The organism is Devosia sp. Root413D1 (assembly GCF_001425235.1).
GTDB lineage: Bacteria > Pseudomonadota > Alphaproteobacteria > Rhizobiales > Devosiaceae > Devosia_A.
Genome location: NZ_LMEA01000002.1, coordinates 17,976 through 43,658 on the forward strand (window position 1 = coordinate 17,976; position 25,683 = coordinate 43,658).

The 25,683-nt window shown below is 66.9% G+C and carries 27 protein-coding genes; 7 read left to right on the forward strand and 20 right to left on the reverse strand.

Features of this window, described 5'->3' with window-relative positions; all coding sequences use genetic code 11:
• Window positions 1–29: 29 nt before the first annotated feature.
• From ASC89_RS04215 to ASC89_RS04240, 6 genes are all read right to left on the reverse strand, one after another.
• Window positions 30–734: a FadR/GntR family transcriptional regulator gene (locus ASC89_RS04215; RefSeq protein ID WP_055884383.1), complete on the reverse strand. Its 705-nt coding sequence runs from the start codon at window positions 732–734 to the stop codon at window positions 30–32.
• A complete protein-coding gene (locus ASC89_RS04220; protein ID WP_055995000.1) occupies window positions 731–1,765 on the reverse strand; it encodes a four-carbon acid sugar kinase family protein in 1,035 nt (344 codons plus the stop codon). The genes ASC89_RS04215 and ASC89_RS04220 overlap by 4 nt, the downstream gene beginning before the upstream one ends.
• Entirely contained in the window at window positions 1,758–3,377 is a 1,620-nt protein-coding gene (locus ASC89_RS04225; RefSeq protein WP_055995003.1) for an ABC transporter ATP-binding protein, read from the reverse strand. The genes ASC89_RS04220 and ASC89_RS04225 overlap by 8 nt, the downstream gene beginning before the upstream one ends.
• Window positions 3,370–4,332: an ABC transporter permease gene (locus ASC89_RS04230; protein WP_055884373.1), complete on the reverse strand. Its 963-nt coding sequence runs from the start codon at window positions 4,330–4,332 to the stop codon at window positions 3,370–3,372. Before ASC89_RS04230 ends, ASC89_RS04225 begins: the two co-directional genes overlap by 8 nt.
• 4 nt (window positions 4,333–4,336) lie before the next feature.
• Entirely contained in the window at window positions 4,337–5,251 is a 915-nt protein-coding gene (locus ASC89_RS04235) for an ABC transporter permease (protein WP_055884370.1), read from the reverse strand.
• A gap of 77 nt (window positions 5,252–5,328) precedes the next feature.
• A complete protein-coding gene (locus tag ASC89_RS04240; RefSeq protein WP_156384505.1) occupies window positions 5,329–6,801 on the reverse strand; it encodes an ABC transporter substrate-binding protein in 1,473 nt (490 codons plus the stop codon).
• A gap of 355 nt (window positions 6,802–7,156) precedes the next feature.
• Here ASC89_RS04240 and ASC89_RS04245 point away from each other — a divergent pair, with 355 nt between their 5' ends.
• Genes ASC89_RS04245 through ASC89_RS04265 form a run of 5 tightly spaced genes read left to right on the forward strand, consistent with a single transcriptional unit; the run spans window position 7,157 to window position 12,260 of the window.
• Window positions 7,157–8,329, forward strand: a complete 1,173-nt coding sequence (locus tag ASC89_RS04245) for an exo-alpha-sialidase (protein WP_055995006.1) — start codon at window positions 7,157–7,159, stop codon at window positions 8,327–8,329.
• Window positions 8,326–9,276, forward strand: coding sequence for a 4-hydroxythreonine-4-phosphate dehydrogenase PdxA (gene pdxA, locus ASC89_RS04250; protein ID WP_055884365.1), 951 nt, complete (start codon window positions 8,326–8,328; stop codon window positions 9,274–9,276). The genes ASC89_RS04245 and pdxA overlap by 4 nt, the downstream gene beginning before the upstream one ends.
• Entirely contained in the window at window positions 9,273–10,202 is a 930-nt protein-coding gene (locus ASC89_RS04255; protein WP_055995009.1) for a dihydrodipicolinate synthase family protein, read from the forward strand. Before pdxA ends, ASC89_RS04255 begins: the two co-directional genes overlap by 4 nt.
• Window positions 10,195–11,331, forward strand: coding sequence for an iron-containing alcohol dehydrogenase (locus ASC89_RS04260; protein ID WP_055884357.1), 1,137 nt, complete (start codon window positions 10,195–10,197; stop codon window positions 11,329–11,331). The genes ASC89_RS04255 and ASC89_RS04260 overlap by 8 nt, the downstream gene beginning before the upstream one ends.
• A gap of 29 nt (window positions 11,332–11,360) precedes the next feature.
• Window positions 11,361–12,260, forward strand: coding sequence for an alpha/beta hydrolase (locus ASC89_RS04265; RefSeq protein WP_055884354.1), 900 nt, complete (start codon window positions 11,361–11,363; stop codon window positions 12,258–12,260).
• Window positions 12,261–12,323: 63 nt separating this feature from the next.
• Here the strand turns inward: ASC89_RS04265 and ASC89_RS04270 are convergent, their stop codons facing one another.
• The 3 genes from ASC89_RS04270 to ASC89_RS04280 are packed head-to-tail and all read right to left on the reverse strand — an operon-like array spanning window position 12,324 to window position 14,612.
• Complete coding sequence (locus tag ASC89_RS04270; protein ID WP_200940416.1) at window positions 12,324–12,947, reverse strand: TetR/AcrR family transcriptional regulator; 624 nt, start codon at window positions 12,945–12,947, stop codon at window positions 12,324–12,326.
• Window positions 12,948–12,949: 2 nt separating this feature from the next.
• A complete protein-coding gene (locus ASC89_RS04275) occupies window positions 12,950–13,735 on the reverse strand; it encodes a hypothetical protein (protein ID WP_055995012.1) in 786 nt (261 codons plus the stop codon).
• 13 nt (window positions 13,736–13,748) lie between these two features.
• On the reverse strand, window positions 13,749–14,612 hold the full coding sequence (locus ASC89_RS04280; protein ID WP_055884349.1) for an alpha/beta fold hydrolase: 864 nt from the start codon (window positions 14,610–14,612) through the stop codon (window positions 13,749–13,751).
• A gap of 15 nt (window positions 14,613–14,627) precedes the next feature.
• Between ASC89_RS04280 and ASC89_RS28385 the strand changes: the two genes are divergently transcribed.
• Complete coding sequence (locus ASC89_RS28385) at window positions 14,628–14,810, forward strand: hypothetical protein (RefSeq protein WP_156384502.1); 183 nt, start codon at window positions 14,628–14,630, stop codon at window positions 14,808–14,810.
• A 132-nt stretch (window positions 14,811–14,942) separates the two neighbouring features.
• On the opposite strand, the gene ASC89_RS04285 is transcribed toward ASC89_RS28385, so the two are convergent.
• The 7 genes from ASC89_RS04285 to ASC89_RS04315 form a co-directional block, all read right to left on the reverse strand.
• Window positions 14,943–16,502 carry a polyamine aminopropyltransferase gene (locus tag ASC89_RS04285; protein ID WP_055995015.1) on the reverse strand — a complete coding sequence of 520 codons (1,560 nt, stop codon included), beginning with the start codon at window positions 16,500–16,502 and terminating at the stop codon, window positions 14,943–14,945.
• Window positions 16,499–16,729 carry a hypothetical protein gene (locus ASC89_RS04290; RefSeq protein WP_055995018.1) on the reverse strand — a complete coding sequence of 77 codons (231 nt, stop codon included), beginning with the start codon at window positions 16,727–16,729 and terminating at the stop codon, window positions 16,499–16,501. The genes ASC89_RS04285 and ASC89_RS04290 overlap by 4 nt, the downstream gene beginning before the upstream one ends.
• Window positions 16,726–17,376, reverse strand: a complete 651-nt coding sequence (locus tag ASC89_RS04295) for a hypothetical protein (RefSeq protein ID WP_055995021.1) — start codon at window positions 17,374–17,376, stop codon at window positions 16,726–16,728. Before ASC89_RS04295 ends, ASC89_RS04290 begins: the two co-directional genes overlap by 4 nt.
• A gap of 9 nt (window positions 17,377–17,385) precedes the next feature.
• Window positions 17,386–18,237, reverse strand: coding sequence for a DUF350 domain-containing protein (locus ASC89_RS04300; protein WP_055995023.1), 852 nt, complete (start codon window positions 18,235–18,237; stop codon window positions 17,386–17,388).
• Between the two features lie 32 nt (window positions 18,238–18,269).
• Window positions 18,270–18,665 (reverse strand): adenosylmethionine decarboxylase, encoded by a 396-nt coding sequence (gene speD, locus ASC89_RS04305; RefSeq protein WP_055884448.1) that lies wholly within the window; start codon window positions 18,663–18,665, stop codon window positions 18,270–18,272.
• A 106-nt stretch (window positions 18,666–18,771) separates the two neighbouring features.
• The gene (locus tag ASC89_RS04310; RefSeq protein WP_055995026.1) at window positions 18,772–19,308 is read right to left on the reverse strand and encodes an AAA family ATPase; all 537 of its coding nucleotides are present in this window, start codon (window positions 19,306–19,308) and stop codon (window positions 18,772–18,774) included.
• Between the two features lie 7 nt (window positions 19,309–19,315).
• Window positions 19,316–21,154, reverse strand: coding sequence for an ABC transporter ATP-binding protein (locus ASC89_RS04315; protein ID WP_055995030.1), 1,839 nt, complete (start codon window positions 21,152–21,154; stop codon window positions 19,316–19,318).
• Between the two features lie 218 nt (window positions 21,155–21,372).
• On the opposite strand from ASC89_RS04315, the gene ASC89_RS04320 reads away from it, so the two are divergent.
• Window positions 21,373–22,293: a cation diffusion facilitator family transporter gene (locus ASC89_RS04320; RefSeq protein WP_055995033.1), complete on the forward strand. Its 921-nt coding sequence runs from the start codon at window positions 21,373–21,375 to the stop codon at window positions 22,291–22,293.
• Window positions 22,294–22,467: 174 nt separating this feature from the next.
• Here the strand turns inward: ASC89_RS04320 and ASC89_RS04325 are convergent, their stop codons facing one another.
• From ASC89_RS04325 to ASC89_RS04340, 4 genes are all read right to left on the reverse strand, one after another.
• Window positions 22,468–22,803: a hypothetical protein gene (locus tag ASC89_RS04325; protein WP_055995036.1), complete on the reverse strand. Its 336-nt coding sequence runs from the start codon at window positions 22,801–22,803 to the stop codon at window positions 22,468–22,470.
• Window positions 22,804–22,919: 116 nt separating this feature from the next.
• Entirely contained in the window at window positions 22,920–24,602 is a 1,683-nt protein-coding gene (locus ASC89_RS04330; RefSeq protein WP_055995039.1) for a caspase family protein, read from the reverse strand.
• 17 nt (window positions 24,603–24,619) lie between these two features.
• Window positions 24,620–24,961: a hypothetical protein gene (locus ASC89_RS04335; RefSeq protein ID WP_055995041.1), complete on the reverse strand. Its 342-nt coding sequence runs from the start codon at window positions 24,959–24,961 to the stop codon at window positions 24,620–24,622.
• 31 nt (window positions 24,962–24,992) lie between these two features.
• On the reverse strand, window positions 24,993–25,580 hold the full coding sequence (locus tag ASC89_RS04340) for a hypothetical protein (protein WP_055995043.1): 588 nt from the start codon (window positions 25,578–25,580) through the stop codon (window positions 24,993–24,995).
• Window positions 25,581–25,683: the final 103 nt, after the last annotated feature.

Consider the following 25,683-nt stretch of genomic DNA (forward strand, 5'->3'; position numbering starts at 1 on the left):
GGGTGCGCCGACTGATAGTCTGGGGCTACTCAACCCTTCGGGGCAAACAGCCGATCCCGCGAGCCTTGCAGATGCTCCCGCATGCGCGCGCGCGCCGTGTCGGGGTCGGCGGCGTTGATCGCTTCGAAGACGGCGGAGTGTTCGGTGAAGACGTGCTGCAGGCCGTCGCTGGTCGAGCGCAGCGAAATGCCGTGGAAGCGCATGCCGACGGCGATGTGTTCTTCCAGCGCCTGCATGGCGGTGGAGAAATACGGGTTAGCCGAGGCCTGGGCGATGCTGAGGTGGAACATGAAATCGGCGTCGGCGCGGTGCGCCTGGCGGTTGGTGGCATCGCGCAACAGGCTGAGGGCCGATTTGATCCGGGCCAGCGCTTCAGGGGTGCGGCGCTGCGCTGCCATCGCCGCGGCTTCGGGCTCGATGGTCAGGCGGAAATCGTAGCAGTGCTGTAGGTCGGAGAGGTTCTCCATCTGGCCGAAGCCAAGCGGCTCGCGCAGCCCTTGTTCGCGCACGAAGCTGCCGGCGCCCTGGCGCGAATAGATCAGCCCCTGATCACGCAGCCGCTGCAGCGCATCGCGCACCACCGGGCGAGACACCTGGAACTCGGCGGCGAGCGCATGCTCGGTCGGCAGCCGGGCATCCACCGCATAGGCCCCCGACTTGATGGCCCGCTGGATGCGGTCGAACACCGCGTCGGAGAGGCTCCGCCGAACGTTGAGACCTTCGCTCATGGTCATGCGAGGCGCTCCTCCTCTCTGTGGAACGGATGCAGCAGGTGTTGCAGCGTTTCAGGCCCGCCAAAGCCGCCCGATTTGGTGACAAAGGTCAAGCCGCCGCCTTGCGCCAGGGGCAGGCCGGGCAGGGCTTCGCCGACGAGGTCGAGCACTCGGACGCCCAGACGCTCGAGCACCGCCTGCGCGGTGGCGCCGCCCGAGAGGACCAGCAGTGCGCCCGGCGGTGGCGCGAGGCGCTGTAACGTGTCGGCGAGGGCATTGGCCACCGATTTGCCGTCGGCGGCGGTGGCGCCGGGAGTGGCCTGCAGTACGGTCAGCCGTGCCGGGGCGGGCAATGCGGCCGGACCGATGCCGTTCGGCGCGGCGATATAGGCGAGGCCAGGACCGGAGGCCCGCAGCTCAGCCAGTTGGGCGAGGGTGATCGGGTCGGTCGAACCGATCACCAGGTAGGCGTGGCGTTGGCGCAGGGCCACATCCGGCGCCGGGGCGTCGGGCGCCATGGCGCGGGCCATGGCTTCGGCGAGGCCGCGGGCGCCGATCGGCAGGTCGTGCGGGGTTGCCAGCGCCGCGGCGATATCGGCGTCGCTCTCGATATCGGGGATGCTGGCGCGGTCGGCATGGGCACCGAGGCGGGGGGCAATGGCGACGGGCGCCGCAACGCCGAAACCGCCGAGGGCCCCCTCTCGCACCCAGCGGCCGAAACCCGGGATGGCGGGGATGACGAGACTGCTCAAATGCGGGACGGCGTCGAGCTCGGCGGCGATCTGGCCCTTGAGGCGGGAGTCGACCTTCTTGAACAGCCGGGTGCCGGCGGGCAGGGCGGCCAGCGCAGCTGCAACCGCGGCGCGCGCCTCATTGGGTGGCAGCTCGCGGCTGTCGGTCGACACGCCGATGACGCGGGCGCCGCCGGCAATCGCCTCCCCGAGCGCGGCCGGGTTCAACGCCACGGCGGTCGAAATCGACCGCATGGCGAAGGGCGCCGCGGCGTCGAGCGCCCCGGTCAGGTCATCGGCAATGATCGCCAGTTCAGGCATTTTGCGCCGCAATGCTGGCGCGGCGGCTGGCCTGTACGTCCGGATCGGGGTCGAGATTGGCGGCCAGCAGCCGCTGCGTATAGGGGTGCTGCGGGTTGTCGAAGATCTGCGCGGTCGGGCCGCGTTCGACGATCTCACCGGCCTGCATGACGATCACCGTATCGGCGAAATCGCGCACCACGCCCAGGTCGTGGGCGATGAACAGGAAGGCGATGCCGAGCCGCCGGCGCAGGCTGTCGAGCAGCGCGATCACCTGGGCCTGGATCGAGACGTCGAGCGCCGATACCGCCTCGTCGCAGATGATCAGCTCGGGCTCGAGCGCCAAGGCCCGGGCGATGGCGATGCGCTGGCGCTGCCCGCCCGAGAACTGATGCGGATAGCGCTCGGCATGCTCGGGCGAGAGCCCGACCTGGTCGAGGAGTTCGGCGACCCGGGCCCGGCGCTGCGCCCGGTCGGGCATCAGCTTGTGGATGTCCCAGCCCTCAGCGATCAGCTGGTAGACCGACATGCGCGGGTTGAGCGACTGGGTCGGATCCTGGAACACCATCTGGATCTCGCGGCGCACCCCGAGCAGTTCGCGCGCCCCCATGCGGATCAGGTCGCGGCCCTTCCACAGCGCCTCGCCGCCATCGGCGACCTCGAGCCGCAACAGGGTGCGCGCCAGGGTCGATTTGCCCGAGCCGCTCTCCCCCACCACGGCAAGACTCTGGCCGCGCAGCAGGGTCAGCGAGGCGCCCTTGAGCGCGGTGAAGCCGCCATAGCTCTTCTTGAGGTTCTTGGTTTCGAGCAGCAGCGGCGCATCGGCTTCGAGCAGCTTTATCTCGCCCTTGCCGGGCGCGGCGCCGATCAGCTTTTTGGTATAGGCGTGCTGCGGCTGGTGGTAGACGTCGCGCACGCTGCCGGTCTCGACGATCTCGCCCTGGTTCATCACCACGACGCGGTCGGCGATCTCGGCGACGACGCCGAGATCGTGGGTGATGAGCACCAACCCCATGCCGGTCTCGGCCTGCAGTTCCTTGAGCAGCGCCAGCACTTCGGCCTGGATGGTGACATCGAGGGCGGTGGTCGGCTCGTCGGCGATCAGGATGTCGGGCTTCAGCATCAGCGCCATGGCGATCATCAGGCGCTGGCGCTGGCCGCCGGAGAACTGGTGCGGGTATTTCCGCATCGCCGCTTCGGGGTCGGCAATGCCGACGCGGGCGATCAGCTCGAGCGCCCGGGCCCGGGCCATGGCGGCGGGACGGCCATGGGCGGTCATCATCTCGACGATCTGCCAGCCCACCGTATAGACCGGGTTCAGGTGGCCGAGCGGATCCTGGAAGATCATGGCGATCTTCTTGCCGTTGAGCGCCCGGTGCTCCTCGTAGCTGACCTGCAAGAGATCCTTGCCGTCATAGAGGATTTCGCCGGAGACGATGCGGGCCGGCGGGGTATCGAGCAGGTTCATCACCGCATTGGCGGAGACCGATTTGCCCGAGCCGCTTTCGCCGAGAATGGCGAGGGTTTCGCCGCGGCCGACCGACCAGCTGACATCTTTCACCGCGTGCACCGTGCCGCGGGCGGTGTGAAAATCCACCGACAGGTTTTTGACCGTGAGCAAAGCCTCAGCCATGGGTGGGGCTCGCTGGTTTGGCGCTTACTGGCGCAGTGCTCCTGGCTTCGAGGCGCCAGCGCTGGTTGGGATCGAGCGCGATGCGCATCCAGCCCGAAAGCAGGTTCAGCGCCAGCGCGGTGATGACGATCAAGAGCCCCGGCCAGAAGGCCAGCCACCAGGCGGTGGTGAGGTAGGGGCGGCCCTGCGCCACCATCAGGCCCCAGGTGATATCAGGTGGCTGCACGCCGATGCCGAGAAAGCTCAGCGAGCTCTCGGCCAGCATGACGAAGGCGAAATCGAGCGTCGCGATGGTCAAGAGCGTCGGCGCCACCACCGGCAGGATGTGGCGGAAGATGATGCGCCGGTGCGAGGCGCCCATCACCACGGCGGCCTGGACGAACATCCGCTCGCGCACTTCCAGCACCTCGGCGCGGGTGGTGCGGAGGTAAATCGGGATGCGGGTGATGGCGAGCACCAGGATCATGTTGGGGATCGAGGGTCCGAGCACGTAGAGCACCACCACGGCGAGCAGCAGCGAGGGGAACGACATGATGACGTCGGCGAGCCGCATGATCACCTGCGAGGTGGTCTTGCCCATATAGCCGGCGACCAGCCCAGCGGCGGCGCCGACCAATGCCGCCGCGGCGACGGTGCCGGCGGCGATCAGGATGGTCGAGTGCGCGGCAACGATCAGCCGGGCCAGCATTGGCCGGCCCAGCGAGTCGCCGCCGAGGAAGAACTGCCAGCCGCGGGCGAGGCTGAACGGCGCAAAGTTGCGCCCCCTGAGGTTCTGGTCATTGGCCATTTCACCCAGCAAAGCCGGGCCGAGCAGCGCCGCGACGACGATCAGCAGCAGGATCACCGCCGAGGCGAAGGCGAGCTTGTCGCGCCACAGCATGGCGAGCAAAGGCGGCGCGGCGCGCGGGGCCGGAGCGGGGGTTTTGGCGAGCGACGTATCGGTCACGGGCGACATGTCCTTAGTGCCGGATGCGCGGATCGAGCAGCGAATAGGCGATGTCGATCAGGATGTTCATGAGGAAGATGGCGAGGGCGGTGACCATGATCGCCGCCAGCACCACGTTGAAATCGCGCTGCAGGATCGAGTCGATCATCAGCTTGCCGACGCCGGGAAAGCCGAAAATGGTTTCGACGATCACCGCGCCGTTGAGCATGGCCGCGGCCTGGTCGCCGATCACGGTGATGACCGGCAGCATGCCGTTGCGCAGCGTATGGACGAAGATCAGCGGCAGGTTCTTCACTCCCTTGGCGCGCGCCGTCTTCACATAGGGAGCGCTCAGCGCCCCTAGCATCGAGCCGCGCACCACCTGCACCACGAGGCCGAAGGGGCGGATGAACAGCACGGCGATCGGCAGCACCCAGTGGAGCGGCGTGCCGACGCCGGAAGTCGGCACCCAGCCGAGGCCGATCGAGAACACCACGATCGCGACAATGGCGATCCAGAAATCCGGGGCCGAGGCGCCGACCAGCGAGACGATCGAGACCAGCCGGTCGAAAAAGCCGCCGACCTTGAAGGCGGCGAGCGAGCCGAGTACGATGGCGGCGACGACGACGATCGCCATGGTGATGAGCGCCAGCGGCAGCGTCCAGGCATAGGCCTCGAGCACCACCTCGAGGGCAGGGCGGGCCTTGCGCAGGCTGTCGCCGAAATCGAGCTGCAGCAGATCGAGCAGGTAGCGCCAGAACTGCTCGATGATCGGGAGGTCGAGCCCGTGCAGCGCGCGGAACTCCTCTTTCATCTGCTCGGTGGCGTCGATCGGCAGGAACAGCACGGCCGGATCGCCGGTCAGGCGCGACAGGAAGAACACCAGCACCATCAGCCCGAACAGGGAGAGGAGGCTGGCGATCGCGCGTTGTCCGATCAGTTTGGTCATGGCGCTCGGGTGTCCTTATGGGCGGCGGCGCCGGACGCGGGGGTCCGGCGCCGCCAACAGTGTAGTCTGGAAGCGGCTTACTTGAAGCCGATCTCGCTCAGCTGCAGCTGCTGGTTGGTGGCGATGGTCGGGGTGAAGGCGAGCCGTTCGCTCACCCGGCTGTGGCCGACCATGTGGAACAGCAGGGCGTCGGCGACGATGTCCTTCTGCACATAGGCGAACAGTTCGGACCAGAGCGCGGCGCGCTCCTCGCCGGTCGCGGCGCTGGCCTTCTCGATCAGCGCATCGACCTTGGGGTCGTTGACGCCCGACTGGGTGCCCTGGCTGTGATACTTGAAGTACATCGAGAACACCGGATCGCCGCGCGAGTTATCGTGCTGGGCGACGACGAGCTGGGCCGGACGCCCCTCGGGATAGGGCTTTGAATAATACTGCTCGTGCTCGGCCACTTCGACCATGCGCAGGCTGGCGTTGAAGCCGGCTTCGTTGAGCATGTCGACCAGCGCTTCACCCACTTCGGTGACGTGCGGGAAGTTCTCGGTGCGGGCGATCACTTCGACCGGCGCCTTGACGTTGACGCCATCGGCGGCGGCAGCGGCGAGCAGCGCCTTGGCGCCTTCGAGGTCATAGGCCGGCGGGGTGAGGGTGGAGTTCCAGCCCAGCGTCGTCGGCGGCACCATGGCGACGGCGAGTTCGGTGCCGGCGGCGAGCACGGTGCCGATAAAGGCCTCGCGGTCGATGGCGGCATTGAGCGCCTGGCGGACGCGCAAGTCACCCATGGGCTCGACCGTCTGGTCGATGCGCAGGTACACGGTTTCCGAGTTCGGGTAGGTGAAATCGGTCTTGGGGTTGGTCGCTTCCACCTCGGTGATCTGCGGGGCGATATCGGCTTCGCCGGCTTCGACCATGGCGGCGCGCACGGCCGGCTCGGAGCGGAACAGGTAGGTCGCCTTGGTCACCGCGGGGGCGGCGCCCCAATAATCGTCGCGGCGGGTCAAAACGATCTGCTGGCCGGCGGTCCACTCGGTCATCTTGTAGGGGCCGGTGCCGATCGGATCGCGCACGAACTCGATCGGCGTCTCCGAGGGAACGATGGTGACCAGCGACATCAACAGCGGCAGGATCGGCTGCGCCGGCGTGGCCGTGACGTCGATGGTATTGGCGTCGACGATGTTGAAATCGAGCTTGGTGTCGGCGAAGTAGCGCTTGCTCTCGCAAGTGATCTGGTCGCTGAACACCCGGTCGAACGAGTGCTTGACGTCAGCGGCGTCGAAATCGCTGCCATCGGAGAATTTGACGCCCGGATGCAGCTTGAACTGCCAGGTGCCGTTGCCCTTGTCTTCCCAGCTGTCGGCGAGGCGCGGCATCAGCCCCTTGTCGCCGCGCACGTCGAGCTCGGTCAGCGTCTCGGAGATGTTTTCCATGATGACGCGGCCGATATTGGAGCGGGTCGCCATGCAAGGCTCGACGAGGTCGAGTTCTTCGCTGAGCACCACGGTGATGTCGGTATTGGACTGCGCCATGGCGGGGGCAACCAACCCCGTAGCCATGAGGGCGCCGGCCAGAACGTGCTTGATGATCAAGTCATCCTCCCAACGCAGCTTTCACGATTGGCGCGGGCCGAGCTGCGAACAACCCACGCGAAACTCCCGGCGCCGAATTGAAGGCGCCCGGCGCCGCTCAGGCGGTCACCGATCGGGCTGCACCTAACCCGAGTGCAGCGAAGGTTGTCAAATTAAAAGTGTATGAACGGGCCTTTCGGTTGCGCAGATGAAAGCTAATACATTGAAAATACGTAGATATATCTAACATCCGACCAACGTCTATGCCGCTGACAACGCTGATAATAACTTGACAACATGTGTTTCGGTGTGACTTTTGCGGCCAACAGCAAGTGGGGGAGAGATGACTCCGGACGAGATCGCCGCGCAGATGAATGGTCGGCTGGCCGGCACTGCCGATGGCCGCTACGAGGCGTTTCTCGCCTCGCCCATGGTGCAGAACCACGCTGCCTTCATCGAGCTCCTGGATGACGGCACGCTCGCCTGCCTGTGGTTCGGCGGCACGCTCGAGGGCAAGTCGGATATCTCGATCCACGGCACGGTGCTGGCGCCGGGCGCCGACGCGTTCGGCCCGACGGTGCAGCTCAGCCACGATGCCGAGCGCTCGGAGCAGAACCCGGTGCTGGCGCGCGACGCCGCGGGGAACTGGCAGCTGATCCACACCGCCCAGCCCGCCGGCAACCAGGATGAGTGCCTGTTGCGCAGCCGGCCGATCAGTCTCGAGGGCGATCGCCTGGTCGGCGGCGCGCCGCGCGACCTCGATCTGCCGCTCGGCACGTTCGTCCGCGCCCGCTTCGTCCGGCGCAAGGATGGCGCGACGCTGATGCCGGTGTTCCGCTGCATCTCGCGGCCGGGCCAGCGCTGGAACGGCAGCCACGATACCGCCGGCGTCGCGGTCAGCCGTGATGACGGCCAGAACTGGGTGCTCAGCGAAGTGCCTGGCTCGATCGGCTCGGTGCATATGACCATCGTGCCGCTCGACGGCGATCATCTCGTCGCCTTCTACCGCCGCCGGCAATCCGATTTCGTCCACCGCTCCGAAAGCCGCGATGGCGGTTTCACCTGGTCGGCGCCGGCGCCGACCGATGTGCCCAACAACAACTCGTCGATCAACGTCATCCGCCTCGCCGATGGGCGGCTCGCCATGGTGGGCAACCCGACCTCCGCCGCGACTTCGGCGGATCGCCGGGTGTCGCTTTATGACGAGATCGAGGCCGGCGACGACCGGCCCGACGCCAGCGGCGGCTGTGCCCCGGTCTGGGGCGTGCCGCGCGCCCCGTTGACGCTCAGCGTCTCGTCGGATGGCGGCGTCACCTGGCCGCTCCGCCGCATTATCGATGACAGCCCCGGCACCTGCCTCACCAACAATTCGGTGGATGGGCGGAACAAGGAGCTGTCCTACCCATACCTGCTGGAAGGACCGGACGGCGCACTGCATGTCGCCTACACCTACTTCCGGCGCGCCATCAAATATGTCCGTCTCCCCAAGGGATGGATCGACGGAGAAAACTCGTGAGCGACATTATCGGCATCACCATGGGCGACCCGGCCGGCGTCGGCCCGGAAATCTCGGTCAAGGCGGTGGCCGAGATGAGCGCCGAGGACCGCGCCCGCACCCGCATCTATGGCAACCGCGCGACGCTGGAGCAGGCGCTCCGCGCCACCGGGCTGACGCTCGATCTCGATGAGATCGTGATCGACCTGCCGGTCGAAGGCGGCCCGCTGCCCTGGGGCAAGCTCGATCCGCGCGCCGGCGATGCGGCGTTCCGCTTTATCGAGAAGGCAGTGCGCGACGCCGAGGCCGGCATTATCGGCTGCCTCGTCACTGCGCCGATCAACAAGGAAGCGCTGAACCGCGCCGGCCACCACTATGACGGCCATACCGGCATGCTGGCGGCGCTGACCGGGCAGAAATCGGCGTTCATGCTGCTGGGTTCGGAGCGGTTGAAGGTCATCCATGTGTCGACGCATGTGTCGCTCAAGACCGCCATCGACCGCGCCACGCCCGAGCGCATCCTCGCCACCATCCGGGCCGGCAACGAGCACCTGAAGCGCATCGGCTATGCCAGCCCGCGCATCGCGGTGGCCGGCATCAACCCGCATTGCGGCGAGAACGGGCTGTTCGGCAGCGAGGACGACCAGCAGGTGGTGCCCGCCGTCGCCATGGCGCGAGCCGAGGGCATCGCTGTCGAGGGGCCGATCTCGGCCGATACGGTCTATCACCGCGCCCATAACGGCGCCTTCGACCTGGTGATCGCCCAGTATCACGACCAGGGCCATATCCCGATCAAGCTCGTCGCTTTCGATACCGCGGTGAACGTGTCGCTGGGGCTGCCGATCGATCGCACCTCGGTTGATCACGGCACCGCCTTCGATATCGCCGGCACCGGCAAGGCCAACCACACCAACATGAATTCCGCCATTGCTTATGCGCGGCGTCTCGTTGCGGGGAACAAGCAATGAATCCTGCCACCACGTTCCCCGTCCACGGCGTGTTCAGCGCCGCGGCGACGCCGGTCCTCGCCGATGGCGCGCCGGATCACGAGAGTTTTGCGAGCCACGCCAGGGCGCTGCTGGCCGAAGGGTGCGACGGCATTGCGCTGCTCGGCACCACCGGGGAAGCCAACTCGTTCAGCCTCATGCAGCGCCGGCAGCTGCTCGAGCACGTCATCGCCGCGGGCGTCGAGCCCAAGCGGCTGTTGCCCGGCACCTCGCAGACCAATGTTGCCGATACGGTGGCGCTGACCCGCCATGCGCTCGATGCGGGCGTCGCCGCCAGCGTCGTGCTGCCGCCCTTTTACTACAAGGGGGTGAGCGACGAGGGGCTGTTCCGCTTTTATGCCGAGGTGATCGAGGGGGTGGCGAGCGATAGCTTACGCGTCGTCCTCTACCACATCCCGCCGATCGCCCAGGTCGGCATCTCGCTGGAACTGACCGCCCGGCTGCGCGAGGCGTTTCCGGGCATCATCATCGGGGTCAAGGACAGTTCGGGCAAGCTCGAGAGCATGGCGGCCTTCGCCTCGGCCTTCGAGAATTTCGCCGTGCTGGCCGGCGCCGACCCGCTGATGCTGCCGCTGCTCAGGGCCGGCGGCGCCGGGTGCATCACCTCGAGCTCCAACCTGATCGCCAGGCACCTGCGCGTAGTGTTCGACAACTGGTTCGATCCGCAGAAGGCCGCCGAAGTCGAGGCAGCGCAGGGGCGGATCAATGCCTGGCGCGACCTTTCCAACGCCTATGTGCAGTTGCCGACCATCAAGGCGATGCTGGCCAAGCGCCGTGGCCACGATGGCTGGACGCGGGTGCGGCCGCCGCTGGTCGAGCTGACGGCAGACGAGATCGCCACGGTCTGGGCTCGGATGGGCGAACTGGAGGCGGCGGACAATGTCTGACGCCGTGCTCTCCATGGCCCGCCCCATCACGTTGCTGCAGCCATCGCGGCTCGAGATCGGGGCAGGGGCGATTGCCCGGCTCGGCGCCTGGGCCGCCGGCTATCGGCGCATCTTCGTCGTCGCCATGCCGCCGACCGTCGGCTTTGTCGAGCGCATCGGGCTCAGCGGGGAGGTCGCGACCTATATCGATATTCCGCCCGAGCCCGATCTCCCCGCCGTGGAGGCGGTGCTGGCAGCCGCGCGGGCGTTCCGTCCCGACCTGGTGATCGGGCTCGGCGGCGGCTCGGTGATGGATGTGGCGAAGCTCGTTGCTGCGCTCTGGGACAGCGAGCAGGCAGTGCTCGATGTGGTGGGTGTCGACAAGCTCGCCGGCCGCCGCTCCGCCCTCGCCCAGGTGCCGACGACCTCGGGCACCGGCTCGGAAGCCGGCATCCGCTCGCTGGTCACCAACCCCGCGACGCTGGCGAAGCTGGCGGTCGAGAGCCGGCACATGCTGGCCGATATCGCGGTGCTCGACCCCGAACTCACCTATTCGGTGCCGGCGGCGGTTACCGCAGCCACCGGTATCGATGCGCTGGCGCATTGCGTCGAGGCTTTCACCAACCTCAAGGCGCACCCGCTGATTGACGGTTATGCGCGGTTGGGCATCGAACTCGTCGGTCGATATCTGCCGCGCGCCGTCGCTGATGGCGCCGATACCGAAGCGCGCGCCGGCATGATGCTGGCGTCCTACTATGGCGGTCTCTGCCTCGGTCCGGTGAATACGGCCGGCGGGCATGCGCTGGCCTATCCGCTGGGGACGCGCCTCAAGCTGCCGCATGGCCTCGCCAACGCCATCGTCTTTCCGCACGTGCTGGCGTTCAACACCACCGCGCGCCCCGACAAGACGACTGAGATCGTCACGGCACTCGGCCTCGGGCAGCTGGCCGATGCGCGGGAGGTGCTGGCCGGAAGCATGGCCTATTGCCGTGACCTCGGCATCGAGATGAGCCTTGCGCGCCATGGCGCGCAGGAAGCCGAATTGCCGGTCTGGGCCGAGGAGGCTTTCGCCATAAAGCGCCTGATCGACAACAACCCGCGCGCCCTGGGGGTTTCCGACATCCTGACGATCTACACCAGCGCGCTGTAGTCGCAGCAAACATTGTTGAGGAGGAGCAAATGCTCAAACCCGTCATTTTCGGGATCGCTATCGCATGCCTGGTCGCCGGCATGGCCCACGCCGAAACCAGGACAATCGACGCCGCCGGGATCAGCTTCAGCGGCACAGAGCTCTACTCCGACATCCAGTATTCGACGTCGGCGCTGGGGCTGATGCGCAACGAGCTCTATCTCGACCTGCTGCGACCCACCAGCGCCGCGCCGGCGCCGGTCATCGTCTTCGTCACCGGCAGCGGCTGGCGCGCAGTCGAGCGCGAGCGGCTGCTGCCGCAGCTGGTCCGCTTCGCCGAGGCGGGTTTCGCGGTCGCCTCGATCGATTATCGCGGCATCGGCGAGGCGAAATTCCCCGAGCCGCAGATGGACGTCAAGGCGGCGGTACGGTTCCTCCGCCACAATGCGGCGCTCTACAATCTCGACCCGGAGAGGATTGCGGTGTTCGGGCCCTCCGCCGGCGGGCATCTGTCGCTCATTGCCGGTCTCACCGGCAATGAGGAAGCCTTCGTCGACGACCGGCTACCGGGCGTGTCATCGGAAGTCGCCGCCATCGCGGCATTCTACCCGGCGGCGTATCTGGGGGAAGCGGGTGAGGCCGGCTACGACCTCGCCAGCCTCCATATGGGTCTGTCGGTGCATGACAAGGCCAATGCCGAAGCGGTCAATCTCGCAACACCGGCCAGTCACGTCACCGAGGCCAGCCCGCCGGTGCTGCTGATTCATGGCACCGAGGACAAGATTGTACCGATCGATCAAAGCCAGCGCCTCTACGACGTGCTGATCGGCAAGGGCGTCGATGCGACGTTCATCACTGTCGCGGGGGTGGGGCACGATTTCGAGCAGATGACCAGCGTGCCTGAGGTCACCGATGCGCTGATCGGCTTTTTCGAGCGGACCCTGAAATGACCTGCGGATCGCGCGGCAGCCGGCCGCGCGATCCGCTTCAGCACTTGCCTCGCCTTGCACCGGTCAGTGCGGCAGGATCACCCGCACGCGGCCGGCGATTTCCGCCATGATGTCGTCGACCGAGCCCGTGGCGTTGATGGTGGCCGCCATGCTGACGAACATGATCGTCGAGACGATCTGCGCCAGGGTGGCGGCGACGTCCGGTTCGATGCGCTCGTTCCGACACAGAACCGCGGCGACTGCCGCTTCGGTCTTGAAGGTGAGGGTCAGGGCATCGCGGTGGTGCGGTTCGTCGGGGTCGCCGAAGACCAGTTCGCGCAGGTACGCCCGCCCGTTCTCGACATTGACGCGGTTGCATTCGACGATCGGGCGGATGATGGCGAGCACCCCATCGAGCGCTCCGGACGTGGCTTCGGCGGCGGCCCGGCCTTGCTCGAGCGCCTCGACATAGCCCGAGTTCTGCACCAGCAGCAGCAACTCGCTTTTGCTTTTAGCATAAAGGAACAGCGTGCCGGTGCCGATGTCGGCCCGGTCGGCGATCTGTTGCGTGGTCACCGCATCGACGCCGTGAGCCTCGAAGAGCTGGCGCGCGGCGGCGACGATCCGGTCGAGCTTGTCCTGCTTGTTGCGCTCGCGACGTCCCACCGGTTTCGGTCCGGCCGGCGGCATGTCCTCCAAGGTCTTCACCGTTACTCCTGATAATGGGGAAGGATGACGCCATCCCGCACGAACGTCAGTGCCTCGGCGACCTGATAGGCGTGGGCGGCAGAGGCGATTTGGGCCAGCCCGATCGACAGACTAGCCAAACTGCGGCCCGCAAAGAAGGCCGCCTGCGTGGCCGTGTCGGGGAAGCCGAGCATCACCGAGGCGTGGAACTGCTGATCCCCGGGATTGTCGTGCGCGACATTGGGGGTGTTCCACAGGGCCTTGCTCCAGGGCAGGAAGGTTTCGGTTCTGAGCTCCTGCAACGCTCCCGTGCCGGCAAGGGCAGGCGCCAGCTGATCGTTGATGAACCTGCGAAAGGCGCGGCCGCCGACCCCATCCCGCCGCCGCAGATAGACCAGCACCCGGGAGGCAACCCGTTCGCCCGGCCGCGCAACGTCGTACCAGCGCGACCAGTTCGGCAGACCCAGATAGAGCAGGGTGCGCCGGAACACGTTGACCTCGTCCTTGAACGCCAGCTTGTTCTGCTCGCGCCCGGCCAGCACCGAGAACGCCGACTGGAACGCCACCTGGGCGACGCCGTCGATCCGGCGACCGGCGGGAATCTCGGTTTCGAAACCCGGGGTCGCCGGCCACAGCCCCGGGTTCGTCTCAGCGAGGTGAGTCTGGCGATACTCATGGAGGCCCGGGCTTGCCGAGATGATCTTCGAATGCGGCCCTTTCCAGTAGTTCATGCCGGTTTGGCGGGGCTGGTCGGAACGCATCCACAACAGGATCGAAGAGGAGAAGCGCCTGCTGAATGTCGTGCTCATTTTGCTCGTCCTTTCAGCGATCGAGGAATGCGACGGCGAGCGGGGCGAACCTGTCGTGGAACTGGAAGATGCCGCCATGGCCGGAGTCGGGATAGATGATCAACTCGGAACCCTTGATGCGCCGATTGAGATCCGTCGAGAGCACGGAAGGCACCATCCGGTCATTGTCGCCATTGGCGATCAGGGTGGGCTGGGTGAGCCTCGAGAGGTCCGCCGGAGCCGAGCGCCCCCACTTGCCGATCGCCTTCAGCTGCGTCCGGAACGCCTTGAGCGTCACCGGCACGTCGCGGTCGGCGGTCCGCTCCTTGAGCCGGTTGACGAAGGCCCGCGCCGCTGGCTTGCCGCTGGCGTTCCGGTTGAAGAACAGAAATTCCTTGGGGTCAGACCCGGTCAGGGTCGCACGGAGGATGTCGAAATAGGTGACACCCGCCACCTTATCGATGTCCTTGCCGCCGGCCGGGCCGGTGCCCGTCAGGATCAGCTTGCGGACCAGGCCGGGGTGCTTGTCGACCAGCGCCTGGGCGACGAAACCGCCGAGCGAAAACGAGAAGATATCGATCCTGTCGAAGCCGAGGGCCTTGATGAAGGTGAAGGCGTCGTCGGCCATCGCCTCGATGCTGTCGGGCACCTGGCCGCTCGAGCCGCCGACGCCGCGGTTGTCGAAGGTGATGACGTGGTGACCCCTGGCGATCGGGTCGATGAGGCGCGGGTCCCAGTTGTCGAGGTTGGCGGCGAGGTGGACGAAGAAGACGACGGGGATGCCGCCTTTCGGCCCCAGCTCGCGATAGGCGTAGGTGACGCCGCCGGCGGTGATCGTTCGCCCCGGTGCATCCTTATAGGCGGTGATGACAGTGTCGTTCGAGTGATGCGCGTTCATGTGGGTGCTCCCTGGATGAATGGCGGCAGCCAAAGTCGATCCGTCATTCTGATTGCACTCAAATATGAATGCATTCAGTTTTTGTCAATGGAGGCTGCTGGCACAACCGTATCCGGCACCCTGCATGCGGTCCTTCTCGAGCGCTTCCTCGTCCGCGTCGCCGCGCTGCGGCTCGGCGATCCGCTCGGCGACGGGTGATCTCGCCGGCAAGGGCGGATTTTCTGGTCTAGGAGCGTGCAGGCGGGAGAGGGTATGCCGACTGCGAGATCGCGCGCGGCGAGTCTCTGGGTTAGGCGGGGCCCGTTGCGGCCGGCGGGCTGCGGTTGGCCATCAGCGGTAGTACTGCCACCCGGCCAGGTAGTCGTCGAGGATGGTCGGCCTGTCCAGGGTGCTGACCCCGGCATTGGCGACGATGGTGTCCTTGTCGAACTGGAAGTGCTTGGGGATGTCGTCGGCTTCGAGGTAGCGCGTCGCAACGGCGAGCCGAGGCTTGTCGAGGTCGAGCGCCACGTCGCTGGCGAGGACGAAGCCCCATTCGCCGAACGAGGGCACGTTGAGGTGGTAGGGGTAGGTCCGCTCGAAGCCGCCGGCGCGGACCGTGGCCTCGATGCTCCAGAACGCCCGGGGCGAGAAATACGGGCTCGTCGCCTGCGTCACGAACAGTCCGCCCGGCGCGAGGCTCCGGTGCACCAGCTGGTAGAACTGCTTGGCATAGAGCCGCGCCAGCCCGCTATTGTTGGGGTCGGGCAGGTCGGCGATCACCAGGTCGAACGGCTCGCTGTTCTCCCGCAGGTATTCGAACGCATCGCCGATCACCACCTGCACCCGGGGTGAATCGAGACTGCCGCCATTGAGCTCGCGGATGCCGGCATTGCCGCGCGCCAGGGCGACGACTGCGGGGTCGAGGTCGACGAGCACGATCTCGGCAATCGCCTGGTGCTTCAGCAGTTCGCGCGCCGCAAGCCCGTCGCCGGCGCCCAGCAGCAGCGCGCGCCTCGGCGGCCGCGGGCTGAGCCCGAGCGGGATGTGCACCAGCGCCTCATGGTAGCGGTACTCGTCAACCGAGGAGAACTGCAGGTTGCCATCGAGATAGAGCCGCAGATCGTCGCGGTCGCGGGTCAGGACGATGCGCTGGTAGCGGGTCTGCTCGGCGTGGACGATCCGATCCTCGTAGAGGCTCTGGTCCCACTTGTCGAGGAAGGCATGCGACAGGGCGATCATGCCGCCGAGGAACACCGTGACCGCCACGCTGAGCGCCAGCATCGCGCGCGCCGGCTTGCCGATCTCCTCGCCGAAGACGCGCAGCATGACGAAGCCGATCGAGACGTTGGCAAAGCCGAACAGCAGCGACGACTGGTAGATGCCGAACACCGGCAAGAGGAAGAACGGGAAGGCGATAGTGGCGATCAGCGCGCCCAAATAGTCGAAGGACAGGATCGAGGCGATGTTGATCTTGAGCGGGTTGTAGCGGTCCATCAGCCGGGTGAGAAACGGGATCTCGAGCCCGATCAGCACGCCGATACCGACGGTCAGCACCAGGTAGGCGTGGAAAAACAGCTCGGTCCAGGCATAGGCAAAATAGAGGATCGGGATGCTGAGCCCGCCCAGCGCCGCCAGCGCCAGCTCGATGATGACGAAGCGGCCGAGCATGTGCCGTTCGATATAGCGCGACAGGAAGGTGCCCAGCCCCATCGCCGCCATGTAGATGCCGATGGTGAGCGAGAAGAACTTGATGCTGTCGCCGAGAAAATACGAAGCCGTGGTGGCGATGAGCAGCTCGTAGATGATCGAGCAGAGGCCCGATACGAAGGCCGAAAACACCAGGGCCAGCACCTGGCGGCGATTGCCGCCTGCGGCCTGGTCGGCCGCTTCGGTTCCATCAGTGGTCATTTGCCGCCTTCCGGCCCACCGCCGACAATGCCGAGGCCGCCGGCGCTGCCGGTGCGCGCGCTGCGATCGTGGTAGGTCTCCACGCCGCCACGGAACCATGGCCGGGAGCTGTAGCCACGGTAGCCGGCGTGGCCGAACCCGTCGCCGGCGACGTAGAAAAGCGCGATGTAAACCGCGCCCAGGCCAACCAGGGCGATCAGCACGGCGTTGCGGGTCGGCGAGTTCATCGGAACACCCCAAGGAGCTTCATGACCGTCCGGTTGGCGATCTCGTTCATCACCAGCCCGGCCAGCAGCGTCACGATGCCGAAGATCAGGTGCGGAATATTGCTGCCCCTGGTGCGGCGGATGTTCACCTCGATCCGTTCGGGCCGCAGTTCGCCCTGGGTCTTGAAGTTAAGGTAGAACTCGCCGGCCTCGGGGATGGTCAGGTTGAGATTGTAGTTGTTGTCCGTCTCGTCCCACGGGCCGTCGTCATAGCCGGTTTCGTGCCAGAGCTCGCTGCCGAAGCCCATCAGGTAGTTCTGCCGGGCATCGAGCAGTTCGCCCTCGATGAACACCCAGGAATTGACGGGTAGGTTGGCCTTGACCGACACCCAGATGCTCTGGCCCGGGCGAGCGATGGTGAAGGGCCCGACCATGGCGTAGTCGAGCGCCGCGAACTGCTCGCCCGGCTCGAGCGGGGTCGGATCCTCAAGCGCCGGAGCGTATTTCAGGCTGCCGCTGAAGATCTTGTCCAGGGGCACACCGAGAACGAGCGAGGTGAGCAGGCCGAGCAGCCCGAAGACGATGAACACCGCCCCCAGATAGCCGAGATGCACCCCGGCTTTGGCCGGAGCGGCGGGCGCCGGCCGCGACGATGCTGAAACCCGCATCGGCCGCCCCTAGATCAGCATCGCCGTCACGCCCGCAAAGCAGATCGCGGTCGTGGCTTCGAGCAGGGCGGCGGCGAGGTTGCCGTTGTCGCGGATTTCGCGCCCCAGCGAGCGACCAGGGATGACCATGCGGTCCATGATCAGCCGCAGGATCGGCAGGAAGACGAAGGCGATGAGGTCGGCGGCGAAGAAGGCCATCAGGTCGGCCGGCCAGTTGACGAAATCGCCGGCCGAAGCGTTCATGATGATGATGGCGAGGGCGATCAGGTGGCCGGCGAAGGCGACGCCGCTGGCGACGTTGCTGTCGACCAGCGTCTTGTGGATGCTGTAGGGCGAGAGCCGCTCATAGATCAGGCTGAACGCCAAGAGCGACAGCTGCCCCAGCACGAAGAACACCAGCATCGAGACGATGCCGCCGCCTTCGCCCGATACCGAGCCGGCAATCACCAGCCCGGTCGCGACATAGGCGCCGAAATGCACCGCGCCGACGCTGACATTCCGTCTGGCGACCAACTGGTGCGTGTCGTCGAACTTGCGCAGGATCGCCCAGTCGTTGAACCAGCGCGACAGGTTGAGCAGCACGATGCCGGCCAGCGAGTAGCCACCGACCGCCAGCAGGTCCTGCAGCAGCCCATGGGAGGGGCCATAGAGCGCCCCGACAAAGATCAGCGCCGTCGCCAGGTAGTAGCCCGACATGGCGAGGCCGATGGCGAGGTTGCCGCTTTCGCTCAACTGCTGGTTGATCTTGTAGGAGATCGCCAGCCCCTTGAACCATTTGGCGAGCAGCAGCAGCACCAGATACAGCACGAGGAAGATCGGCGCGCGCACGATGTCCTGGATGGGCAGCCCTGCGAAAGTCATCCACCACCCCCCGATGGTCGCCGCTGGCGGCGCTAGGCTGAAGCGTCCGGGGTCAGTGACCCGCGGGCAACGGCCGTGATTTTCAAGTTGCTCGGCTGAAACGCGGCCTGCAGCGGCGCAATGGCCTCCTCGGCGCGGCAATCGCCGCACATGAAGACGTCCAGTGCGACGTAACCCGTCTCGGGCCAAGTGTGGATGCTGATATGCGACTCGGCAAGCAGAGCAACGCCGGTAATCCCACTATTGGCGCCGAAATGGTGGAAACGCGTTTCGAGCACTGTGGCGTTGCAGGCTGCGGCCGCGCGGCGCATCGCCTGTTCTATGAAAGATTGATCATCGAGGCCGGTCGCACCCCAGAAATCGAGCAGAATATGAGTACCGGGCCGGTATTGTGGCCCGGTTTCTGCTCCAGATGCCGCTTCAGTCACTATCGCCTCCACGGCACCAGCAGACATAGCTGGCGTAACTCATCGTTAGCGCAGCGCGATTGCCGCCACAACCCGGGGGCGAGGACCCTGGCCACCGTCGGTCCGATCAGCCGCCGCTCTGCGGCTGGCATGCAGCGAGGATCGCGTCGACGACGTCGGCAAGCGGCGCGGTGGCGTCGATGCGGATGGCGTTGCCCGGGTCGTTGTCGCCGCTCGCATGGAGCCGCGTGTTGAACGCCCGCTCAACCGGCTTGCCGCCGAAGACATCGGCCGGCCGCGCCGCGAGCCGCCGGTTCAGGGTGGCGGCGTCGGCTTCGAGCACGAAGACCCTGTCGAACAGCGCGATGAAGTGATGGCGGTTGCGCGAGCCGCCGCAGAAGAAGCTGATGGGGTGGCCCCGGTCGGCAATCAGCGCCTTGACCCGTTCGACCGGCCAGATCCAATGCCGGTAACCCCACGCCACCTTGTCGTTCTCGCTGTCAAAAGCCGGCCAATCCAGCGGTGCGCCGGTCTCGGGATCGCCGTAATAGGCGAATTGCCGGTCGCCGTGGACAACATGGTGGCCGCGGCGCTGCAGCTCCTCGGCCACCGTAGTCTTGCCGGCGCCGGAGAGGCCCTCGATCAGGTAATTGCGCACGCCCATCCGGTCCTCACCCCGTCGCGCCGGCCCGGTGCATGGCGGCGTAGCGGCCGCCGGCGGCGATGAGTTCGGCATGGGTGCCGCGCTCGACCACGCCGCCATGCTCGATCATCACCACGCGGTCGGCGCGCTCGATCGCCGAGGTCCGGTGCGCCACCACCAGCACCGCCCGGTTGGCGGCAATCGCCGCGATGGCGTCGAGGATGCCTTCCTCGCGTTCGGCATCGAGATGCGAGGTGGCCTCGTCGAGGATGAGCAGCGGGCGATCGCGCAGCACGGCGCGGGCAATGGCGATGCGCTGCCGTTCGCCGCCGGAAAAACGCTTGCCGCGTTGCCCGACCATGGTGCCGAGCCCCTCGGGCAGCTGCCGCAGCAGCTGGCCGAGCCCGGCCTGGTGCAGCGCGTCGGTGAGCCGCTCGTCGGTCGCATCCTCGAGGCCGTAGCGCAGGTTGTCGCGCAGCGTCGCATCGCGCAGGTAGACATCCTGGCTGACCAGCGAGACTGAGCGCCAGATATCCTCTTCACTTAGCGCGACGGCATCGCGCCCCTCGATCCGGACCGCACCGCTCGATGGCCGGAGCGAGCCGCAGGCGAGGCTGATGATGGTCGATTTGCCCGAGCCGGAAGGCCCGGCGATCGCCAGGGTTTCGCCGCGCCGCACCGAGAAGGAGATGTCGGCGAGGATCCGGGCCGGCTGGTCCGCCGCGCCCGGGTCCGCCTGGTCCAGCCGGGTGAGCGACACCCCGGCGAGAAACCCGGTCATCCCGGCGCTGGCGTTGGCGACATCGGACAGCGTCCTGACCGCGAGGGCGTCGCGGCCGGGATAGGTGTAGCCGACGGCCTCGAACGCCAGGACCTCCGGGGCGGGCGCCGGCTGCGCCGGCGGGCGCGCCGCGGCCGCTACTGTCGGCAGGCCGGTATTAGCCGACTGCAGCACCGCCTCAACGCGATCGAGCCCCATGCCGGCGCGGATCAGCGGATAGCGCTGGCCCACCACTTCGCCCAGCGGCTGGCGCACCAGGCCGACGAAGAACAGGGCCGAGACGACATTGCCGATCGAGATCTGCCCGGCTGCGGCGAGCAGCACGCCGATGCCGATGAACAGCACCGTGATCAAATCGAAGCACAGCCGATAGGCGACGTTGATCACGGCGCGCCAATTGTCCATGCGCGCCGCCAGCGCCACGGATTTATCGGCCAGCGTGGCGAAGCGCTGTTCCTCGGCGCCGGTGGCGCGCGCCTGCCGGACGAGGCTCACCGCATCGCCGCTGGTGGTGCTCTCGATCTGCGCGGCGACGGCGGCGTTGATTTCGTAGGAATCCTTGATGGTGGCATTGATCTGCCCTTCGGCGAAGCGCACCGCGAACAGGGCGAGCGGCACCAGCGCGAAGGCGGCAAGGAACCAGGGGTTGATGAGGGCCAGCGCGATCGCGACGGCGGCGAGCCCGACCCAGCCATGCACGGTTGCCAGCGGCACGACGGTGAACAGCGGATCGACCATGCGCATGTCGTTGGTGAGACGGCTGTTCAGCACGCCGGGGTTGATGGTGGCATAGCTCAGCATCGGCATGCGTAGCACTTCGCCATAAAGCCGCCGCGCCAGCTGCCAGGAGAGGCCATAGCCGAGGCGCGCGCCCAGGGCATTGGCCAGCACCTCCGCCAGGGCAGCGGCGATCGCCAGGGCCGCGACGAGCCCCAGCAAGGGCAGCAGCTCCATGAGTCCCGCGCCGCGCAGCGCGCCATCGATGATGCGGCCGAGCAGCAGCGGCACGCCGACCGGCAGGGCGGCTGCCAGCACGGTCGCGGCGAGGATCGGCAGCACCCCGCAGCCAGTCGATCGCGAGGCCAAGCCGCAAAACTCTGCCGAACATGGTGCCGCCCCTCCCAAGGCCAGTCCTCGCCCCATGGGTGACATTGCCGCTCAGGCCGCGCAACCGGATTTCCCGCCGGTTGCAGAAGCCCTTGCAGCTATAGTGGCTAGAGGTTGTAGCGTCGGGCGGGTGTTACCGGAGATCGATCATGGCCGTGGGTTGCGCCGAACGTCTTGCCGTCGCGGGGAGGGGCTGAATGGGAGCTGGACACAGCCATGGGGCCACGCGCCCGGCGAGCGGTTCGGCCGGGGCGCGGCATCGCCGTAACCTCGTCATCGCGCTGGGGCTGACGACCGCGTACCTCGTCGCCGAAGTGGTCGGGGCGCTGATTTCGGGGAGCCTGGCGCTCCTCGCCGATGCCGCGCATATGCTCACCGATGTGGGCGGCATGGCGCTGGCGCTGCTCGCGATCTGGTTCGCGGCGCGGCCGCCGAACGCATCGAAGACCTATGGGTACCTGCGCACCGAGGTGCTGGCGGCGCTCGCCAATGCGGTGGTGCTGCTCGTTCTCGCCATCTACATCCTCTACGAGGCCTATGAGCGCCTGCTGGCGCCGCCCGAGGTGCTGTCGACGCCGATGCTGATCGTCGCGGTGATCGGCCTCGTGGTGAACCTCGTCAGCATGCGGCTGCTGGCTGCCGGCTCGAAGGAAAGCCTCAACCTCAAGGGCGCCTATTTCGAGGTGCTGGCCGATATGCTGGGCTCGATCGGCGTCATCGTTTCGGCGCTGCTCATCATGTTCACCGGCTGGACTCTGGCCGATCCGCTCATCGGCGCGGCGATCGGGCTGTTCATCGTGCCGCGCACCTGGGCGCTGCTGAAGCACGCGGTGAATATCCTGCTCGAAGGCACGCCGGCCGGCTTCGATCTCGGCGGGCTAGAGGGCGCCCTGCGGGCGCTGCCCGATGTCACCGACGTGCACGACCTGCATGTGTGGACCATCACTTCGGGCGTCGATGCGATGAGCGGGCACCTCGTGATCGGCGATGGCGCCGACCAGCAGGCGCTGCTGGTCGCGGCCCGCGAGCTGCTGCACGAGCAGTTCGACATTTCGCACTCGACCATCCAGATCGAAACGACAGCCAGCCGTGCCGGGGAGGCGGAGATGCCGGTTTAGGGGGTAGGGAGACGATGCCGGCAGTCGGGTCTCCCTCCCCTTGATGGGGAGGGATTAAGGGTGGGGTGGGGCAGCCCGCACCGCCCGTGGGTGTGGCCCACCCCCACCCAGCTCCGCTACGGGCCAACTGGCCCGAGCTGCGCTACCCTCCCCACAAGGGGGAGGGAAAGCCCCTCACATCGGCGTAATCGAAGCGCTCTTCTTGCCGCTGGCGAACTGCTCGAAGGTGTAGCGCAGGCGGATGGTGGTGATCTGGCCGGCGTTGGAGACGCGCAGCGAGATGGCGCAGACCAGTTTGTTGCTGCTCGAATGCACGGTCCTGGCGCCGGCGATGCCTTCGATGAAGACGCCGTAGGAAACCAGCGAGCGACCATCTTCGACGGAGTTGCGGAGGCCATTTTCCATCGCCTTGATGGTCTCAGGATGGTCGCAGGCAATACCGGACAAGCCACCGGCAGTGGCGGGGGTGGCGATGAGGCCGAGCAGCAGGGCGGCGGCGGTGAACTTCATGGTGATCTCTCCCGTCAATGAAGCGCCCGATCGCGCTTCGGTAAGGAGACAAGAGCAGCTCGCCCGCCGGCTTTCGACGACAGCCCGGTGGCTGGCCTCCAAGCCGATTGGAGGGGTTAGCTGCACCCCTTGGCGAGCAGCTCGAGGATCACCGCGTGGTCGCCCTGGCTGGTTGCGACACCCGCCGTCTGCATGCGCGCGCTGGCCTTATCGAGCACCGGCATGGCATCCTTGCAGCGCCCGGCGTCGATCAGCAGGCGGGCATAGTTGATGGCGATGCCGCCATCATCGACCGAGGGCGAGGAGCCGGCGCCATACATCATGGTCACGGCGCTTTCGGCATAGCTGAGGGCGCGGTCGAACTCGCCCGAGGCGGCGAGAAACTGCGAATAGCCCTCGAGCCCATGGGCGTAATAGAGGCTGTCCGGGCCAGTGGGGTTGAGCTTTTCGTAGCCGGCGAGCAGTTGCTCGAAAATCTCGGCGGCCTCCTTGCGCTTGCCGGTGGCGTTGAGCCGCGCCGCGAGATTGCCCTGTTCGACGAGGACACGCAGATCGCCGGGGCCGACGAGGCGGGTATAGATCTCGATCGCTGCCCGCGAGGCGGCCATGGCCGCCTCGATCTCGCCGATGCCGCTGAGCGCGCCGACCATGTGGTTGCTGGCCTGGGCGTATTCTATGCTGTCGGCGCCGAACTGCTTTGCGGCGAGCTCGCGCGCCGTGCTCATCGCGCGGAAATAGGCGGCGTTGTCGCCGGCATTGGCCATGCGCCTGCCTTCGTCCCACAACGTCTCGAGCTGTTGCCGAGCCTCGAAGGCGCCGAGCAGGGTTTCGGTCTCGGTCGGAGCTGGCGCCGCGGCTTCGGCCGGTGCCGCCGCCCGCGCGGCGCGCGCCAGGTCGGCAAACACCCCTTCGGGGTAGTTCTTCAGGAACGCGTCCCACGCCGCTGCAGTGCCGAGGTCCCGGGCGCGGTCGAAGGCTGCCGCCTCGATCGTACCCTCGGCCGGGGCGGGGGCCGGCGGCGGGTCGGCGTTGACGACGAAATCGCTGTTGAGTTCGTCGTAATAGGCCGGCGATTGCTCGTGCCCGACGCTGAGCGCCAGCGCCGCGACATCGACACGGACGCCGCGAGCGATCTCGCTGATCGAGATGCCGGGCTGGCCGAGCCGCTCGAGCAGCACGCGGGTATAGACCGAGGTGGGGCTCGCGTCCCCGGGGCCGAGCCGATCGAGCGCGGTCTGCCGGAAGCCGGCCGAATAGAGCACGAAGCTGCCGGTGGGCGGCGCGCTCATCGCCAGCCCGCCGTCCTCGCCGAGGCCGCGCACGCCCTTGTTGGCGAAGGGGTTGTTGCGACAGGCATCGACGACGAAAATGCGCACCGCCGCGCCGCTCTCGGCGACGCGCCGCATCAGATCATTGAGGTCGATCGCCTCGGCCATGAGGAAGTCCTCGTCGCCGCTGGTGGGGATCGGCACGTCGCGCGGCAGCAGCAGGTTGCGGCCATCGACTTCGACGCCATGGCCGGAATAGTGGACGAAGGCTGCGTCGCCCGGCTGCAAGGCGCGGCGGAAGGCGGTGATCGCCTGGTTGAAATCGCGCCGGCCCGGGTTGATCACCGTGGTGACCTCGTAGCCGAGCGTTTCGAGCCGGGCCGACATGGCTTCGGCATCGCCCACCGCTTTGTTGAGCGGCGGCAGCGTGTCATAGGCGTCGATGCCGATGACCAGCGCCAGCCGCGCCGCCGCGGCGGGAAGGGGAGCAAGGCCGGCGAGGAGGACGAGACAGGCGAGCAGCAGGCGCATCGTGGTCTCCGTTGTGGCTATTTCTGCGGCTTGGTGCCGCCGGCCGCGGTGCGGATCAGCTGCAGCAGGTCGGCCGAGGCCTCGGGCGAACTGCGCCAGACCTGCAGCAGAGCCGGGTTCTGACCGAGCAGCTTGACGTCGGCGGCGTCGAGATCATCGAGCCCGCCGCGTGACGTCGAGGGGTTGGCGAGCGCCGTGGCGATCTGGTCGAGCGCCTCGCGCAGCGCCTCGGGGGCGCCGGCGGCGAGCTCGGTGAGGGCAGGGTTCTGCTCGACCAGTTGTTGCTCGGCCGGGGTGAGGGCGCCGGCGGCGACCACCACCATTTCGGCGCGGGCCGGGGCGGTCGCGAGGCCTGCCATTGTGCCAAGCATTGCGGCGATAGCGGTTGCCCTAATGAGCTGCTGCAGCACGGCGCGCCTCCCTGATTACTGTCCCGTAAATGGCCTCGATGGTGCCGAGCGAAACGATCAGCACGGCGCCGAACGGCGAGCGGGTGCGCTCGACGAAGCCGGATTTTTCCGCCGCCAGCAGCAGTTTTCGGCAGGTCTCGGTCGACATCACCGTGACGAGGAACCGCGCCAGGTCGGATTGGTCGATCGAGGGTGCTGGCCCGGCGAAATTGGCGAGGAGTTTTCGCAAGTTATCGCCGGTGAACAGGGCGGAATCGATGCGCTCGGGGGTGAGGCCGTAGCGGCGCATGCGCTCGCGATCGTCACGGATGCTGAGCAGGTAGCGATTATGCAGGTCGGCGAAGCGATCGAGCTTATCGGGCGAGTCGATGCCGTAAGTTTTCATCGCGAACAGAAACTCCGCCAGCTGAAAAAACGATTCCTGCCTCAGGCTCAACAAGACATCGGGGTCGGTCGATTGCGACGCGGCAAGAAGTTCGGACTGAAAACGCGCCTTCATCCGCCGGATCGTTTCGATGAACGCCAGGTCGAGCGCTAGTTCAGCAGTATCTGTGTCCCCAGTCAGCACGGTTTACTCCACGGCGGGCAATCGAAATGAGAGGAAGCATGCCCACGCGGTTGGTAGCAAGGGCGCAAGCGGCTTGCCGGGCCCCAAGCCGATTGGACCCGAC